This is a genomic window from Nitrosomonas ureae, assembly GCF_900108305.1.
In the GTDB taxonomy this organism is placed as follows: Bacteria; Pseudomonadota; Gammaproteobacteria; order Burkholderiales; family Nitrosomonadaceae; genus Nitrosomonas; species Nitrosomonas ureae_B.
Map to the genome: position 1 here is coordinate 47,316 of NZ_FNUX01000015.1, position 17,398 is coordinate 64,713.

The 17,398-nt window shown below is 41.9% G+C and carries 17 protein-coding genes and 1 pseudogene; 8 read left to right on the top strand and 10 right to left on the bottom strand.

The genetic code is table 11. The features are described from left to right. Nucleotides 1-277 precede the first annotated feature (277 nt). The 6 genes from queA (at nucleotide 278) to C4S39_RS09470 (ending at nucleotide 6,789) form a co-directional block, all read left to right on the top strand. Nucleotides 278-1,312, top strand: coding sequence for a tRNA preQ1(34) S-adenosylmethionine ribosyltransferase-isomerase QueA (gene queA, locus C4S39_RS09445; RefSeq protein ID WP_103966773.1), 1,035 nt, complete (start codon nucleotides 278-280; stop codon nucleotides 1,310-1,312). Next, complete coding sequence (gene tgt / locus C4S39_RS09450) at nucleotides 1,309-2,394, top strand: tRNA guanosine(34) transglycosylase Tgt (protein ID WP_103966774.1); 1,086 nt, start codon at nucleotides 1,309-1,311, stop codon at nucleotides 2,392-2,394. The genes queA and tgt overlap by 4 nt, the downstream gene beginning before the upstream one ends. A 43-nt stretch (nucleotides 2,395-2,437) precedes the next feature. Further along, entirely contained in the window at nucleotides 2,438-2,899 is a 462-nt protein-coding gene (yajC, locus tag C4S39_RS09455; RefSeq protein ID WP_258039382.1) for a preprotein translocase subunit YajC, read from the top strand. A gap of 81 nt (nucleotides 2,900-2,980) precedes the next feature. Then, nucleotides 2,981-5,071 carry a protein translocase subunit SecD gene (gene secD / locus C4S39_RS09460; protein WP_103966776.1) on the top strand — a complete coding sequence of 697 codons (2,091 nt, stop codon included), beginning with the start codon at nucleotides 2,981-2,983 and terminating at the stop codon, nucleotides 5,069-5,071. Nucleotides 5,072-5,092: 21 nt separating this feature from the next. Next, nucleotides 5,093-6,031, top strand: coding sequence for a protein translocase subunit SecF (gene secF / locus C4S39_RS09465; protein ID WP_103966777.1), 939 nt, complete (start codon nucleotides 5,093-5,095; stop codon nucleotides 6,029-6,031). 329 nt (nucleotides 6,032-6,360) lie between these two features. Beyond that, nucleotides 6,361-6,789 (top strand): hypothetical protein, encoded by a 429-nt coding sequence (locus C4S39_RS09470; RefSeq protein ID WP_103966778.1) that lies wholly within the window; start codon nucleotides 6,361-6,363, stop codon nucleotides 6,787-6,789. A 289-nt stretch (nucleotides 6,790-7,078) separates the two neighbouring features. Here C4S39_RS09470 and C4S39_RS09475 read toward each other — a convergent pair whose 3' ends face one another. From C4S39_RS09475 to C4S39_RS09510, 8 genes are all read right to left on the bottom strand, one after another. Next, entirely contained in the window at nucleotides 7,079-7,864 is a 786-nt protein-coding gene (locus C4S39_RS09475) for a flagellar brake protein (protein WP_103966779.1), read from the bottom strand. Then, nucleotides 7,851-8,195 carry an EscU/YscU/HrcU family type III secretion system export apparatus switch protein gene (locus tag C4S39_RS09480; protein ID WP_103966780.1) on the bottom strand — a complete coding sequence of 115 codons (345 nt, stop codon included), beginning with the start codon at nucleotides 8,193-8,195 and terminating at the stop codon, nucleotides 7,851-7,853. The genes C4S39_RS09475 and C4S39_RS09480 overlap by 14 nt, the downstream gene beginning before the upstream one ends. Further along, entirely contained in the window at nucleotides 8,182-9,210 is a 1,029-nt protein-coding gene (fliK, locus tag C4S39_RS09485; RefSeq protein ID WP_103966781.1) for a flagellar hook-length control protein FliK, read from the bottom strand. The genes C4S39_RS09480 and fliK overlap by 14 nt, the downstream gene beginning before the upstream one ends. A 69-nt stretch (nucleotides 9,211-9,279) precedes the next feature. Next, nucleotides 9,280-9,615, bottom strand: coding sequence for a flagellar protein FliT (locus C4S39_RS09490; RefSeq protein WP_103966782.1), 336 nt, complete (start codon nucleotides 9,613-9,615; stop codon nucleotides 9,280-9,282). 38 nt (nucleotides 9,616-9,653) lie between these two features. After that, entirely contained in the window at nucleotides 9,654-10,079 is a 426-nt protein-coding gene (gene fliS / locus C4S39_RS09495; protein ID WP_103966783.1) for a flagellar export chaperone FliS, read from the bottom strand. A 33-nt stretch (nucleotides 10,080-10,112) separates the two neighbouring features. Further along, a complete protein-coding gene (fliD, locus tag C4S39_RS09500) occupies nucleotides 10,113-11,543 on the bottom strand; it encodes a flagellar filament capping protein FliD (RefSeq protein ID WP_103966784.1) in 1,431 nt (476 codons plus the stop codon). 39 nt (nucleotides 11,544-11,582) lie between these two features. Further along, nucleotides 11,583-11,951, bottom strand: a complete 369-nt coding sequence (locus C4S39_RS09505; RefSeq protein WP_103966785.1) for a flagellar protein FlaG — start codon at nucleotides 11,949-11,951, stop codon at nucleotides 11,583-11,585. An 88-nt stretch (nucleotides 11,952-12,039) separates the two neighbouring features. Then, nucleotides 12,040-13,749: a flagellin N-terminal helical domain-containing protein gene (locus C4S39_RS09510; protein ID WP_103966786.1), complete on the bottom strand. Its 1,710-nt coding sequence runs from the start codon at nucleotides 13,747-13,749 to the stop codon at nucleotides 12,040-12,042. Between the two features lie 353 nt (nucleotides 13,750-14,102). Here C4S39_RS09510 and C4S39_RS09515 point away from each other — a divergent pair, with 353 nt between their 5' ends. Together C4S39_RS09515 and C4S39_RS09520 are read left to right on the top strand one after the other, a co-directional pair. Continuing rightward, nucleotides 14,103-15,674 (top strand): hybrid sensor histidine kinase/response regulator, encoded by a 1,572-nt coding sequence (locus C4S39_RS09515; protein WP_103966787.1) that lies wholly within the window; start codon nucleotides 14,103-14,105, stop codon nucleotides 15,672-15,674. A 64-nt stretch (nucleotides 15,675-15,738) separates the two neighbouring features. Next, nucleotides 15,739-16,371: a response regulator gene (locus C4S39_RS09520; protein ID WP_103966788.1), complete on the top strand. Its 633-nt coding sequence runs from the start codon at nucleotides 15,739-15,741 to the stop codon at nucleotides 16,369-16,371. Between the two features lie 117 nt (nucleotides 16,372-16,488). Here the strand turns inward: C4S39_RS09520 and C4S39_RS09525 are convergent. Both C4S39_RS09525 and C4S39_RS15830 read right to left on the bottom strand, forming a co-directional pair. Continuing rightward, nucleotides 16,489-16,634: pseudogene (locus tag C4S39_RS09525) on the bottom strand (transposase); the annotation flags it as partial. Between the two features lie 246 nt (nucleotides 16,635-16,880). Next, nucleotides 16,881-17,021, bottom strand: a complete 141-nt coding sequence (locus C4S39_RS15830; protein WP_258039383.1) for a hypothetical protein — start codon at nucleotides 17,019-17,021, stop codon at nucleotides 16,881-16,883. Nucleotides 17,022-17,398 lie beyond the last annotated feature (377 nt).

A 17,398-nucleotide genomic window follows, 5' to 3' on the forward strand; every position in this document is an offset into this window, starting at 1 on the left:
TAATGTTGTGTCATCAATGATTCTGTCGATTGGAACGTTAAAATAGCGTCATATTTCTGGTCGAAATAGTCAATGAACGACCTCGCCTTACGGGGCGAGGTATCAGAGCAGTGAGGCGGAGGAAGTTAGAAAAGCGCAACCTGCCTATTTTCGTGTAATTTTTGATACTCTTTTCCCTGCCTTTTAACATAGCTTTTTATTGCCTACAAAGCCGGACATTTTTATTTGTTGCTACCAGCGGCAGGTGGAAAATCTGTTGACCGGTATAATACATAGAATGAAAACCCAGGATTTTGATTTTTATTTACCTCCCGGATTAATTGCACAATTTCCCGCTGAGCAACGTACTGGCAGCCGCTTGCTCTATTTGGATGGTATCAATAATCACTGGCAGGATGCCTTATTTGCGAATCTTCCTGATTTCTTGCGCGCTGGGGATGTTTTGGTTTTTAACGATACGCAAGTAATTAAAGCACGCCTATTGGGTAAAAAAGCCAGTGGCGGCAAAGTGGAAGTACTGGTGGAACGCGTGCTGGATGATCGTCATGTTGTGGCCACCGTCCGCGCCAGTCATGCACCAAAACTGGATTCACAACTCGTTCTGGCTGATGCAATTTCATTAACCGTTATTGCGCGGGAACAAGAATTTTATACCTTGCGCTTTGAACATGAAAAAACCGTTGCGGAATTACTGGAGAGTTATGGTCAATTACCCTTGCCTCCTTATATTGCCCGTCCTGCTACGATGATCGATGAAGCGCGTTATCAAACAGTGTATGCCAGAACCCCTGGGGCGGTTGCCGCGCCAACGGCCGGTTTACATTTTGATATTGATATGCTGGAACAATTGCGAGCTATCGGTGTAACTATTGCGTATGTCACTTTACATGTGGGCGCGGGAACATTTCAGCCGATCCGTGTGGAAAATATTGCCGATCACACAATGCATCGTGAGACTTATCACATCCCTCAATCCACCGCTGATGCAATTAAGCAAGCTAAAATATCGGGGGGGCGTATCCTCGCGGTTGGAACGACATCTCTGAGAGCACTGGAGGCCTGCGCATCGCTTCATCAGGGTGGATTAGTTGCGGGCTATGGTGATACACGGATTTTCATTACTCCTGGATATCGCTTTCAGGTGATTGATCGATTATTAACCAATTTTCACCTGCCTTGTTCGACTTTACTTATGTTGGTTTCCGCTTTTGCCGGTATGGAAAATATTCGGCAAGCTTATCAGCATGCGATTAAAGGGCAATATCGCTTTTTTAGTTATGGAGACGCTATGCTAATTGAGAGAGAGTTATGAAATTTCAATTGCATTCTACGGATAAAGCAGCCCGTAGAGGTACATTGACTTTGGCGCATGGTACAGTCGAAACACCCGTTTTTATGCCAGTGGGAACTTATGGTGCGGTCAAAAGTATGTCCCCTGCGGCGTTGCGGGCAGTTCATGCACAGATCGTTCTGGGAAATACGTTTCATCTATGGTTGCGGCCTGGATTGGAGGTAATCGAAGTACATCACGGGCTACATGATTTCATTGATTGGCACAATCCGATATTAACAGACTCAGGTGGATTCCAAGTATATAGCCTGGGGAAGTTGCGAAAAATTACTGAGCAGGGCGTTCATTTTAAATCGCCGGTCAATGGCGATAACTGCTTTTTGTCTCCGGAAGAATCAATGCGAATCCAGCGTATCTTAAATTCCGATATCGTGATGATCTTTGATGAATGCACGCCTTATCCGGCAGATGAAGCTACCGCTAAGCTATCGATGGAGTTGAGTCTGCGATGGGCAGAGCGTTCCAAACAAGCGCACGGCGAAAATCCAAATGCGTTGTTTGGCATCGTGCAAGGGGGCATGTACGAACATCTACGTACACATTCATTTGCAGGTTTGAATCAGATCGGTTTTGATGGTTATGCTATCGGTGGATTATCTGTCGGCGAGCCTAAAGTGGATATGCAACGTATTCTAAAGCACACTGCACCGCTGCTGCCAACTGATAAACCGCGTTATTTGATGGGTGTTGGCACGCCTGCTGATATTGTTCATGCGGTGGCTCAGGGTGTCGATATGTTCGATTGCGTGCTGCCAACTCGCAATGCCCGCAATGGCTGGTTGTATACGCGCAATGGGATCATCAAACTGCGTAACAGTCGTTATCGCTTAGATACATCGCCTCCCGATGAACACTGCGGATGCTATACGTGCCAAAATTTTAGTCGCGCCTATCTGCACCATTTACAACGTATCAATGAGATGCTCGGCGCGCACTTGAATACCGTGCATAATTTATTTTATTATCATAATCTTATGTCAGAGATTCGCGGTGCGATTGAAAATCGGCGATTTGAAGAATATGCACAAGAATTTCAGGCATAAGCGGTCATCATGCTAATATGTGCCCTTTTAACAAAGGGAGAACATGATGCTGATTAATGATGCATTTGCACAGGCGGCTTCTTCAACGGCGCAAAGTGATGCAGGTTGGGTCACTCTATTACCGATGATCGGTATATTGGTTTTATTTTATTTTCTGCTCATTCGTCCGCAAGCTAAGCGCGCCAAAGAACATAAGCAAATGGTGGAAGAATTGCAAAGAGGCGATGAGGTTATTACCAATGGCGGTATCTTGGGGCAAATACTCAATGTGAGCGAAGCTTACGTCATTATCGAAATAGCTCCGGCTATGGAGGTCACCGTACTTAAATCCTCGGTGCAGACTTTATTGCCTAAAGGAACGCTAAAGAGCATTGATCCCAAGAGTAAGGCATCCAAATCAAAAACGGCAAAATCAGCGGCACCAGAAAGTAATAAAGCAGAAGCTGTTGACGAAACTGCAGAAGTCATTACCACTGAAGCTGATAAAAATATCGAAAAGAAATAATTACGTTTGACAAGGAGGGAATTAGCTATTTAATCCTCTGCCTTTGTTTGTCTTTTACCCTTACTTAATTAACTGATACCCATGAACCGCTACGCACTTTGGCAGTACCTGATTATTGCGGTTTCACTGCTACTCGGCTTGCTCTACACTTTGCCGAATTTTTATGGCGAATCTCCAGCAATACAGATTTCTCCTGTACGAATTTCTACAAGCTTTGATACCGCATTGCTGCAACGAGTTGAAGATACATTAAAACAAGCCAATCTTGAGATGAGTGGAGTTTTTCTTGAGGAAGGTAGTATTAAGGTTCGCTTCGCCGACACCGATTTGCAGATGAAAGCGAAAGATCTGCTCGAATCCGCATTGGGCAACGAATATATCATTGCTTTGAACCTGCTTCCTAACTCACCGCAATGGCTGACAAGTCTTGGTGCCTTGCCAATGTATCTGGGATTGGATCTGCGAGGTGGAGTGCATTTCATGCTTGCGGTTGATATGGAAGGGGCGCTTGAGAAGTCACTCGATCGTTATAGTATCGATATACGTGGTACATTGCGCGAGAAGAAAATTTCATACACCGGACTTGAGAAGCAAGCCAAAAAGCTGGTCATAAAATTTCGTGATGTTGAGTCACGGTCAAAGGCAGAAGCGGAATTAAAATCAAGTTTTGAGGATTTCGCATTAAGTACAGAAGATGTCGATAATCGATATCACCTCATTGCTGCGATCAAGCCGGAAGTTCAGATACGCATGCAGGATTCTGCCGTAATGCAGAACATCACTACACTGCGTAATCGTGTCAATGAATTAGGCGTTGCCGAGCCTATCATTCAGAAAGCGGGCGCAGATCGCGTGATTGTTCAATTACCGGGTGTGCAGGATACTGCCAAAGCAAAAGATATTTTGGGGCGGACGGCTACGCTGGAAGTCCGTATGGTTGACGATGAGCATGATCTTGATGCGGCCTTGCGTGGCAGGATTCCAGCTGGAACAGAGCTATACCAGGAGCGTGGAGGGGGTCCAATTCTTGTTAAAAAGCAGGTTCTTCTCACTGGAGAGCGAATTACCGATGCGCAGCCAGGTTTTGATAAGGATAACCAGCCGGCAGTACACATCAATCTGGATAATCATGGATCGCGCATTTTTAAACAATTAACGCGTGAGAATGTCGGTAGAAGAATGGCCATTTTGCTGATTGAAAAAAATACAGCAGAAGTAGTAACCGCACCGGTTATTCGTGAGGAGATCGGCGGTGGTCGGGTTCAGATCAGTGGACGCATGACCAGCCTGGAGGCGCGGGATGTTGCGCTATTATTACGTGCAGGTGCATTAGCGGCACCCATGGATATTATCGAGGAACGTACTGTTGGCCCAAGCTTGGGTGCGGATAATATTGCTCGAGGATTTAATTCAACCTTGTATGGATTTCTCGCCGTTGCCATTTTCATCATGGTTTATTACACAGCGTTTGGCGTTATTTCTGCTATTGCACTGGGATTTAACTTGTTGTTACTGGTAGGTTTATTATCGATCATGCAAGCAACATTAACATTGCCTGGAATGGCCGCACTGGCTTTAACAGTGGGCATGGCAATCGACGCCAATGTGCTGATTAATGAACGCATCAGAGACGAATTACGAGCGGGTGCTTCTCCGCAGTTGGCTATTTACGCAGGATATGAACGTGCATTTGGTACCATTCTGGACTCTAACATTACTACTTTGATTGCGGGTATTGCCTTATTTGCGTTTGGTTCTGGACCGGTTAAGGGTTTTGCTGTAGTGCTGTGCCTGGGTATTTTGACTTCCGTTTATACAGCAGTTTTTGTCTCAAGGGCTATGGTTAATTTAATGTACGGAAATCTTCGCAAACTCGACAAAGTTCCTATTGGGGTGGTCTGGATACCGGAGCATGGTTATTCAGTTAATGGAGAAGCCGATTTTTCTTCCGAGAATGCGGTTACTGAAACCATAGATAGCGCAAAACCCAAGCGCGGTAAACAGATCGAGGAGAGTGATGTAAAACCGCATATTGTCAGTCAAACATCAGTCATGGCCGAAGACGAAAGCTTGGCAGAAAACCCAACTAAAACCGGAACAGTCTCCAAAACTGTTAATAAGGCTAAAAATAAACGTAAATCAGCTGACACCAAAAAGAACAGGCAGCAATAACCTATCACTAAGGATACAACTATGGAATTATTCAGATTTCAACATAACATTCCCTTCATGAGGTGGAGGAGGGTGGGCGCTGTCATATCAATCGTAACGTTTATTCTTGCGGTCTTTTTTATCTCGACGAGAGGCCTCAACTTGGGTGTGGATTTTACAGGCGGAACAGTGCTTGAAATTGGCTATAACCAAACAGCTGACTTGGAAAAAATACGCAGCGTATTGACAGATCTCCAGATGTCGGATGCAAGTGTGCAAAGTTTTGGCACCTCACGAGAAGTTTTAATACGATTGCCCATCAAACCAGAGTTTTCCAGTGCTCAATTATCTGAAATTGTTTTAAATGCGTTGCGTGAGGTCGATTCTTCAGTTGAGATGAGGCGAGTGGAATTTGTTGGTCCGCAAGTGGGTCAGGAGTTATTGGAGAATGGCGCTCTCGCCTTGTTATTCGTTTCGTTAGGCATCGTGGCATACCTGGCCGTGCGATTTGAGTGGAAATTTGGTGTAGCCGGTATTATTGCAAATTTACATGATGTCATTATCATCCTCGGTTTTTTTGCCTTTTTTCAATGGGAATTTTCATTGACAGTACTGGCTGCAGTTTTAGCCATATTGGGCTACTCAGTGAACGAGTCAGTAGTTATTTTTGATCGTATTCGAGAAAATTTCCGTAAGCTTCGCAAAGCTTCAGTGACACAAGTAATTGATGGTGCGATCACGCAAACCATGTCGCGTACAATCATCACGCATGGCAGTACCCAAATGGTTGTAATTGCAATGCTCATATTTGGCGGCGAAGTGCTGCATTATTTTTCGTTAGCTCTGACAATCGGCATACTATTTGGCATTTACTCTTCAATTATGGTAGGCAGTTCTATCATCGTACTTCTGGGGGTCAAGCGCGAGGATCTACTCAAGCCGGAGAAAAGGCCATTGGAAAATGACGGGGCGGTTGTATAGAAGAATTTCTTCTTCGGTTACACCTGATAAGTTTGTGATCCTATGATAGAATATGAAGATATATCATCGTATCTGTGCCGCCAGGCTTCTGCTCAATTGCATCTTAGTTGTCGCTGATGAGAAAAATTGATTGTAGATGTAAAAGGTGACATCACAAATCGCGGCTCCTGCTAATGAGGGCTACGGTTCGCATTTTCTTGATTTTTTGTTGCATAATCTCGTTATTCTCCGCAGAATTACAAGAACTCCCACGTTATCCCCTACGACCTGCTGCAAATGCTTGAGTCTGGCAGGTCGGCTTTGTTAACAATCAAGAGAGAAAATAAAACATGCCCACAACGAATAATGCAGTACCGAATACAAAAAATATTTGGCCCAAGCTGATTACATTTTCATTCATATTTTTGGTTATCGTCATTGCAGTAAGCCTGCTTCCACGAGGTTTCTCACAGGATCTTTCAGTCATAGGTCAAGGGACTAACGCGATTGTGTTGGTACATGACGGCAATATACTTCAAAGCACCGATACCATGGCTGCCATGAATGCGGTAAGAGATGATTTCGAGGAATATATTGCATTTATCGTAGCTGATATCAATACACCAGAAGGCAAACGGTTTGCAGATAGCCATGGATTCGGTCCGGCAGCATTGGCCTTTTTTGCAGCAAATGGAGATCGATTGCAGGTATTATATTCCGAGCAAACGAGTGAATCCTTGCGGCGGTATTTAAATACAATTTTCAATTACAACTATTAGTAAACCGAGACCACCGGACATCGAGTGCGGAATTATGAATCCGATAGAGCCAACGTGAGAATTGACTTGCAAATTCAGACAGTCTGCTAAGTGGTAATCCTGCTCAATTTAAATCGTGTCATTGATGGTAAACAAAGAATAAATGTATGAGAGGAACGAAAGGGAATCACGTTGCGGGCTCAAGATCAAATCGGTACTAGCAGCAATTGAGGATAACAAGACATAAGCTGAATTAGCAGAACAATTTGATGTACATCTGAGTCAGATTCCAGAATGAGAGTAATTCAGTTTATTTCATTTTTCTAATTTGCTCTTGTTTAATGATATAGCGCTGTATCATAGCCTCCATATTTGCTGCTAGATTAATAAATTGACACCCAGCGCGCATACAATTTTGCCCATTACGTAAGGTGATTTCGTAGGTGTTTTTTACTTGGATAGTAACGTTAATAGTGCCAATCTCTGGAAGTGTGATTTGGCAATTGTCATAAACTATTCCTGGGTCAAAGTTGATAATTGGATGTTGATCAATGACCGCAGTACCGCCACAACTTATATCAAGGAGTGCAACTTCAGCTTTAGAGGTTGTTGTATTTTTACCGGGTATTGGAATAGCACATTTAAGTGGCTTTACAATAGGGGTAGTTATGCGGAAATGATTTCTTCTTTGTATGCGTAGGAGAGTTTCTGGGATGTTAACTAAAAATGCATCTTTATTATTGAAGTAAATTTTCTTGATCTGATTACAGACGAACTCTATTTTTACTCTATTTTGCGTAGTGACAAAAACTAATTCTTTGGAATTGAGAGCTTTTTGGCAATGTTTTTCATTAATGCCATAATCAATTACCATTTCTTTCTTGTCGGAGTTTATGGCTAGAATCGATGTTAGTATAAAATCGCTTTCATAATCGGGATAAAGTGTGATTAGCGAATCTGCTTGCATGATTCCGCGAAGTATAAAAAGAATATCAATTTCCGAGCGGATGCGGAATTTCTCATTTTTTTCATCAGAGAATAGTATAGTCGGTTCTAATACTTCGTATGTTTCAGTTTCCTGATTAGGTGCAAGCATTGTCAATTCCCTCCAAAGTTTGTTGTGCGATCTCGCTGCCAAGACTGTTAGCGGTCACAAGGGTTGTTTCTGCTTTTTCCAGGCGATAAAGCCACGCAAGTAATTCAGCGACTGCGACATAAAGCTGTGGCGGAATGCGGTCATCGAGATTTACTTGCATCAATAATGCAACTAGTTCACTTGATTCATGAACATAGATCTTAGCTTCTTTAGCACGCCGTATAATTTCTTGAGCAATGAGACCACGGCCTTTAGCAATTACTTTAGGTGCGATTTGTCCTTCTCGATACGCAAGTGCTACAGCAGTGGAGTAAGAATCATTCGTTGTCATTGTATTGAACCTCTACTTTCTGGATAGTTAATCCTGCAGATTGCATATCTGTCGTAAGCAGAGATTGATTGCTTTTTAATAAATCAGTCGCGTCAACTTGCGATGTTTCTATTTTAATATTAATACCTTGAGCATTAATTAAGATAGTGGCGGTAATATCTCCTAATTGTGGCAATGATAAATGAAGTTGTGTATGCCACTGTACTGCATGATCGGATTCACCACTCTTGCTTTTATCTTTAGATTGTTCACAAATATCCCACTCCATCAACTGTCCATGCCAAACTTCACCTTGCCAGAAGAGATGTCCGGTTTCCAGTGTATTTAGCTGTTGTTGTACTAATGACATAGTCTGAGCATGCGCTGGTACTTCTGGATTTGGTGAAGATGAAATCGCTGTTTTAGTCATAGATAACTCAGACATTGCTAACAATAACTTACCTTGTGGTTCTTGTTGTAAATTCTCCAGTGTATTTTCTCCATTAATCCATTGAGCCTGATGCGATTCATAGAATAAACCACTTTGGATAATTGTTTTTTGCAATAAACTGGGTAATTCAGTGCTATTTATTGGGATTCCATTCAGAATTGGAGAAGAGCTTGTTAGGGGTTGAGTAATATTTGTTGAGGCATGTTTTAAAGTATCATGCATTAGAACATCGATAAATCGCCCAGTGGTGCTTATTGAAGTGATATTTTCCTTTGATTTAGTAATTGCTTCATCGAAAATAAGGAATTTTAGGTTTGGTTGAGGAGAAATAAAAACTAGTTCTAGTTTATTGCCGGGTTGAAATTTTACTGGTAAGTTTATTTGAAGTAGTTTGTTGTTAATCAATACCCTGGAGTTTCCATTAGGTAAACGCGCTTCGATGAATGCCTGATATTTTTGTCCTTGTTTAAATTTGCTAGAAGAGTCTTGGGAATCAAGGATTGCTGTTACGGGTGTTATCGGTGATACAGATTTTATCTGTGTCAGAGGCGTGATTAAATCAGTTTTGATTATGATTGGGTTCACGACAGTTTATATTTGTTGTTTGTATTTATCCGATAAGAGCAACATATTCTGATACTTAATTTAAATGCTTTATATATTATTAATAGGCTGGTATGTTTGTTGGAGATTGCGTGTGCGTTTATTAATGCTGAGCATTTCCTGTAGTCTTGCCATCCAAGGTTCAATAATCGCCCGAATTTGAGCATCGTTATCCAATATTTGATGAATAATTTTTATTTTCTTTTGTTGCAGCTCCTTATCTAGTGAGGGCTCTGTATTATTTCTTTTGAGAGTATCGGTTAGTTTCCTGCATTCTTGTTCTAATGATACCAGTTGATCCCATTCACTATTTTGTGCAGCAGTCAGCATTTTCTCGGTTGTTGCTAAAATGGCATTGTAGATTATTATCGTATGCGCATTGTCCATTCTTTTACATATCCTTTTTTTTGTTACAGAATCTTTGTTTAGATAGTGATCGCTTTTATTGCGGGTTTGGTTCCATTGGATTCCCCGATTTCTTTCCAAGCGTTATATAGCTCAGATAAAAGCTTATTTACTTCATCTAATATTTCAATGTTATTTTGAATATTAGCTACCAATAATCGATGCGTCATATAATTATAAAGTGCTTGAAGCTTGACCGCTAAATCGCCACCCGCTTTCATATCGAGGCAAGCACTTAGACCTTCGTCAATTATGGTTATGGCTTTCGAAATCATTTGCCCTTTTTCAGCTATTTCGTTACGCTGCATATGTATTCTGGTTTTTGCTAGAGCTTCTTGTGTGCCTTCAAATAACATTAAAATAAGCTTGTGTGCATCAGCTGATTCAACACCTGTTTCAACACCAACGCGTTGATAGGTGGATATTGCATTTGTTGTGAAAAACATTTTGTATTCCTAGCTCATAAATATTAGTGATTTTTAGTTATTAGTATTGGCGCCGGGCAAACTAGATAGTTGCTGTGCCAAGAACTCACTTGTTTGTTTCATACTGGCAATTGTTGTATCTAAAGCTGTAAATTGGGCGCGAAATCGCTTTTCTACAATCTCCAGGCGACTGCTCAGTGCTTCGCGTTGTTTATCTATATCCTTGATGGATGTGTTAATGCCATCCATGCGACCGTCGATTAAGCCATTGTTTTTAAGCATTCCATCAATTAATTGATCTATTTTTACTGCAAAGCCATTCGTTGCAAATAATGATGAAACATCCTTGAAAGGATCATTAAGTGAAGCGTTTAATTTGTTGTTATCCAACAATAGAGTGCCATCTTTTTGGAAGTTTATGCCGACTTGTGAGAGCGTGCTTAATCCTCCTACAACACTACTTTGTAAGCTTGAATTCAATATACCTCGCAACTGGTTCTGCACAGCTCGTACTGTTGAGTCTCCAGTCAGAATGGATGCTTGTTGATTGACTTGATCGTAATTAGATAGGCTGGCGATAGTTTTTTGCAGCTCGTTGTATGCATTTACAAACGTACTAACTGCAGTTTGTACGCTTGTTGTATCCTTCGTAACTGATAAGCTGGTAGTTGTCCCAGGATTTTCTTTGAATAAATTGATTGTTATCCCTTGCAATGCATCGGTGATGGTGTTGGATGGCTTGGTAATGGTAATTCCATCTATTACTAAGGTAGCATCGTGTGCTACGACAGTTTCAGACATATTTGCTGTGCCACCGGTTGAGATATCATAAGCAAGTTTTGATAACCCATTGTTATCAATATTGTTTAGATCATCGTCGCTGACTGTGATCTTTAAGGCATTACTCAAGCCAGAATCATTTGAGGATAAAATCAGTCGATTGCCATTGCCGTCGTTGACGATACTTGCAGTAACGCCGATACTGGCTTTATTAATTGTATCGCGTATATTTGCAAGAGATGTTTGATCGGGTTCAATAGTAATCGACGCAGACGCTTTTTTTAAGTTCTCAGTGAATGTACCATCTCCGTTATAGGTACCAAATGCAATGGTTAACGTACCACTGCCGATAATATCGCTAGATGATGTAAAAGATTCGGATTTTATTTTCTGTGCTTGTGCGAGAGTTTGTATTTCAATTTGATGCGCACCTATTTCTGCACTGGATGTTGCGCTAACAGAAGCAACTGTAGAATCAACAATCGACGCCTTAACACCTGTGAACAAAGATGAATTGGTTAATGTTTTAACGGTACCCTGGAAGGTAGATAGTGCACTTTTTAAGTTACCATAAGCGGAGAGTTCAGCTTGCTGTTTTGCTTCTTTCGTGCTTAACTGTAGGAGAGGCCGTTGCTCGATTGCCATGAGTTGACTGACAATTCCATTGATATCTAATCCTGAACCAAGACCTGGTGATGAGATCATGTTGTATTCCTCTGTTTATTTAATTCTGCAACGATTACATCAGGCGCGGTCGTTAAATAAAGCACCATGAATCTTACTAAGCGTACGCGCTATGTCAATCACTTCTTCAGTTGGAATTTGACGAACTATTTCATCGGTTGTGGCGTCCATAACTTTAATTATTGTCTTGCCAGAATCTTCGTCTATAGAGAATTTCAAATTTTGTTGCACAACTAGCGAAAATTTTTCTATCTTACTAACGGCCTCATGTAATTGATCAGTATTTGACGTGTTAGATTGTGCTATTTGGCTAGAAATGTTTTCATTGCTGACTGGATTTGTCGAGGATTTGTTCGTAATCGAGGCAGGATGAGAAGTTGTAGGTAGAGAAGCAATATTGTTCATGCTTCCTGTTGAATTGGTGATCATGCTAATCTCCTTCTATAATACGAATGACTGCGCGGGGTAGTCACTATATAATCCGTAAGCTACCCCAACGTCATTCTCAGATGATCGCTTACCTCAATAACGATAGGACATTGTTGGGTAGTTGATTGGCTTGTGCCAACATCGCTACACCAGCCTGCTGAAGAATTTGGGATCGTGTCAGATTCGCCGATTCAGCAGCAAAATCAGCATCTCTAATCCGAGAGCGTGAAGCTGACAAGTTTTCCGAAGTAGACTGCAAATTCGACATCGTGCTTTCAAGGCGATTCTGCAGAGCACCGAAGTTAGCGCGTTGACTATTGACTGTACTCAGAGCAGCATCGACAATTGATAACGTGCGTTGTGCTGCATCATAGGAAGTGACATCAACCGCGTTGGTAGCTTGCAGCTGTGCGCCATAAGTACCAGCTGCTGCCGTGCCAGGAGTTGCTGCATCTTGAAAGACATCGGCGACAGCAGTCGTTACACTGAATGATTGAGCCGAATCAAGCGTTACTTTTCCAGTGTACCAAGCACCGTTGCCATTAGTCCATACACCTGTAGTTGCATCGAGTCCACCGCCTGCAAGTGTATCCGCTAGGGAGTCAGTTGTGCCTGTATCACCGTCGAGAACAGCTATGTCGGAGACGGTGATACCAATTGCAGCTCCAGTATTGTCATAGGAATTGTTCAAGATGCGAAGGTCATTACCGTTTGTATTGCTCAGCTTAATAGCCCAATAACCATCTTCTGTTTGCACAGCTTCGGCAGTGAATCCTGTCTTGGCAGAAGCATCGTTGAATGCTTTGATGGCTGTACTCAAGTAGTTTCCAGAATCGACATCGGACGCATCATCCGCTCCACCAGTTTTAAAAGAAATTGTCGTAAATTTTGGATCAACCGTATTCGCATTGGTCGGGTCTGAATAATCGGTTGAGATCGCAAAAGAATAAGTCGTGTTCTGCAGAAATCCAGCACCGCTACCTGTGGCTGCGCCAAGTACCACTTCAGTGGTAGCGGAAGCGTTTACGCCGCTGCCGGCCTTGTTGATTGAACTGGCTATCTCAGCGGCACTGGCTCCCGCACGATAATAGACATCAAAGTTTCCTGAGGAAGTGGAAATTCTGAAATCACCTGCAGCGGCTGCACCGTTAACGCCTGATGTGTCGCCAGTTGTTCCACTAACCAGTACAGCATTGCCGATTGCGTTGCTATTAGCGCCAATTGTTCCTGCCACGAGGTCACCAACACCTCCTGAAGTAAAAGCGGCTAGCCCACCGATACGGTAATTGCCGAATGAATTAGTTTGAAAATTGCCGGATGACGCTGAAATAGTTTGATTGGCATTGGCACCAACTTGAAGATTGAAGGTGCCGAAAGAGCCATCAAGCAAATTCATTCCGTTAAATTGAGTTTGAGTAGCGACACGTTGAATCTCAGAGGTTAATTGTGTGACTTCAGCTTGAAGTGCTGCACGGTCACTTGCAGTGTTTGTTGCATTTGATGCCTGTACCGATAATTCACGAATACGCTGTAAGTTGTTACCGATTTCGGTCAATGCACCTTCAGCTGTTTGTGTGAGCGAAATACCGTCATTAGCATTTCGGTTAGCTTGATTCAATCCGCGAATTTGTGTCGACATTCTTTCAGAAATCGCCAAACCAGCGGCATCATCTTTAGCACTGTTTATTCTCAATCCAGAAGATAAGCGTTCTAAAGATGTGTTTAATGATGACTGTGACGAATTAAGGTTGCGTTGTGCAGTTAGTGAAGCAATATTTGAATTTATAACTTGAGACATTTAGGTTCTCCTATTCACATTTGGCATTATTGCCAGTCGGTTTTTCCGCAATCCTGGAAGGTATAAAAAACCTTGGGCGGATTAATCTTTAATTTAAATTACGGTGGTGACTTCCTCGCAATCCAAGAAGAAAGGCAGGCACCGTTGATTGCAGTTATCGGAGATCATTCTGAAAAGTTTAGGATTTTGCTTTTGTGTTCTTTGCCTAATCGTTTGGTTAATATCAGCTATTCGTGTTATAAATGTTTTTTATAAAATTATTGAGTGAAGTAGAATTCATAAAGAAATTTAGATAATTAGTTTTGCAACTTAATTTTTAAGGTTATATCGGCTTCACTCAATGAGGTGCTGAGATGGTCAATGAAGAAAAATTAAAAATATTGTTGATTGAACATTCTGCAGAGAATGCTGATGTGGTTCTGAAAATACTTTCACAAAGTGGCTTTCAAATAAACTATCAGTGCGTTACTACGGCTGAGGATTTGCAGGAAGCGCTGAAGATACAGGACTGGAATGTAATTCTGTCCGATTATGCGTTGCCACGATTTAATGCGTGCGATGTGATCAAATTGATAAAAAATCAAGAACTGGATATTCCTTTAATTATTATTTCAAGTAATGTCGGTGAAGAGGCGGCTGCATCCATCATGGCTTTGGGCGCATATGATTTTATGATGAAGGCCAATCTTGCTAGATTAGTACCGGTAATCAGACGTAGTTTGCGTGAGGTAAATAATTACCAGCGGTTTATTACTGCTCAAGCTGCATTGCAAAAAAGTGAAGCACTTTTTCAAGCAATTACATCTAATCTCCCCGGAGTCGTGTTTCAATTTCAGTTGAACAGTAATAATCAAGCTAGCTTTCCATATGTCAGCGATGCAAGCGAAACACTGCTGGGGCTATCTCCCCAGGAGCTAATGAATAATCCGGAGCTTTTTCCGGAATTAATTTTAGATGAAGACAAAGAATCCTATTGCCAGCTAATGATGACATCTGCCGAGCAGCTTTCAACTTGGAATTGGGAGGGCTGTATTCAAGTTAAAGGAGATAGTGATATTAAATGGATTAGTTTACGCGCAACACCCAGAAGAATGTTCAATAGAGTCATGCTGTGGGACGGCATTATGATAAATATTACTCGCAATAAATTGGCTGAGCGAGAAATCGCACGTTCGCGTGAACAGCTGGCCGAGCTATCTTCATATTTGCAGAAAGTTAAAGAGCAGGAACGAGCTCGAATCGCACGTGAAATTCATGATGACATTGGTGGGACATTAACTGCCATTAAATGTGAATTACTTCCTTGTATGGATAAGACAGCAAGAAAGCTGGAGTTTTATCAACAGAAAGCGAAGTCTATTGAATTACTAGTGGACCGGGTAATCGACAGTACTAGACGAATTTCACTTGATTTGCGCCCGGGAATTCTTGATTGCGGGATCGTCGCCGCTGTGCAGTGGCAGGTAAAAGAATTTAGTGATCGTACCGGTATTGTTTGCAGAGTATCATGCGACAATGATGAAATATCTTTAGATGCGGACTTGGCTATAGCGATTTTCCGGGTATTCCAGGAAACGCTGACAAATATTTCCAAGCATGCCAATGCATCACGCATTCAGGTGAAACTTGTTGAATTGGAAGGCTTGGTTCTGCTTGAAGTGATGGATAACGGATGTGGAATTACTGAAATTGATATGAAGAAGCAAGATTCGTTTGGAATACGAGGAATGCGCGAACGATGTCTGCAATTAAAGGGAAATTTCCATATTTCTGGAGAATCAGAAAAAGGAACGAAAGTGACTATTTTGATACCGACTGGGGATTTGGAATATCATTCCGAGCAATCATATAATTTAAATAATAAGTTTAAAGAGTTCTCCCAATCAGAGTCCGTTAGGAAGAGAAGGCAAATTTCTCTGCTTTAAATCCCGTCAGATTATATTCCCCCGTCGCTTGCGGTGGAGTTCTTTATTAGCTGGAGGTACGCACATGATTAGTGTGATGATTGCCGATGATCATGCAATCGTTCGTCAAGGTTTGAAACAAATACTCAGTGAGACCGATGATATTAAAGTGACTGGAGAGGCGGAAACGGGTTTCCAAGCGATCAAAATTGCGCGGCAGCAGGATTTTAATGTCATGTTATTGGATATATCCTTGCCAGATAGAAACGGTATTGAGATTTTGAAGCAGATAAAGAAAGATAAGCCAAGTCTGGCAGTACTAATGTTGAGTATGCATAATGAGCACGAGTTTGCTATCCGTGCGTTAAAAGCGGGTGCATCAGGTTATCTAAATAAACAAAGTGCGCCCGCGCAGCTGGTAGTAGCTATTCGGCAAGTTGCAGCGGGAGATAAGTATGTTAGCTCTGTTGTCGCGCAAGAACTTGCCAATATTATTAACTCCGATACCGATAAGCCCCTTCATGTCACTTTATCCGATCGTGAATATCAAACGCTGTGCTTTATTGCAGCAGGTAAAACTTTGTCTGAAATATCATCCGAGATGTTTCTGAGTCCCAAAACAGTGAGTGTTTATCGTGCACGATTACTCGAGAAACTCAAACTGACAAACAACTCCGAGATAATTCGCTATGCAATAAAAAATAAATTAGTTGATTGATTTTATTGTTAAAGATGCTGCTGCAATTGACTTAATTTTTTCGGATGAATCGATGTTCTTTAGATAGTGTAGTCATGAGACAAAAGATATGAAATAAATCGCCCTAGCGGCGATTCAGGTTGTTATGGCATAACCACGATCATACCCGCAGTACGCGCAGCGAAATCCTTCTGGCCAGCGTCGCTGATATAATATTTAGCCGCAGGCCTCCTCCGTCCCAAATGTTTTTGCCAGTCCAGAAAATTCAATTCCTTGCCTTTCATCACTTACTCTCTTATCCTGTTGATCTTGTCGCTTAGGGTAAATTAAACTGAAAATGGTTTATAGGCATAAAAATATGCTAATCTTTCTCGCTAGATTTTTGAACCCAAGGTGTTTAGAGATCAACGAGTTTTTTTGTAGAAACATTCCGGGAATTTACTCTCCTCGCAGCAGCGATCAACGAGAACTTTCTCCAGGATATCCATTCCCGCTCATCAAAAGTTATATTGCGTGGTCTCCACTATCAGCTATTCCAACCCCAAGGCAGCCTCATGCTTGGCGATTCTCCACCGGTCTGGTATGTAAACCCAACCATCAACCGTCAAGCTGTTTTTTGTGATGCCACCGTACAGTTTTCCTACTAATACCCCGCCGTTTCTTATCTGCATCCATACTGGAAGAGGATGCGTCTTATCTTAATTGGCTTTTGTCGATAAACTCCGGCTTTCCGATCGATCAATAATCATCAGCGCTCTTGAAAAACCTCTTTATAACCATCCACAATAGAACTGTCGGATAACCGCATTCCTTCATCAGTCCAAGGATGCTGCTCCGAATCGCGGTCCGTCGTTGCGTTAAACGCAGCCGGGATCCCGGATTTCAACGCAGCGATAAAATCACATAAGGGATTCCTCTACGTGTTATCCCGTATATCATTCCTCCTACTTCTTTATGGCCTGTTAACACTATCTAAGTGCTTCAACGATAAGAGCGAAATGGATGAAAGAAAGGAAGATGACATCCAGTTTGTCGAATCTGGAGAATA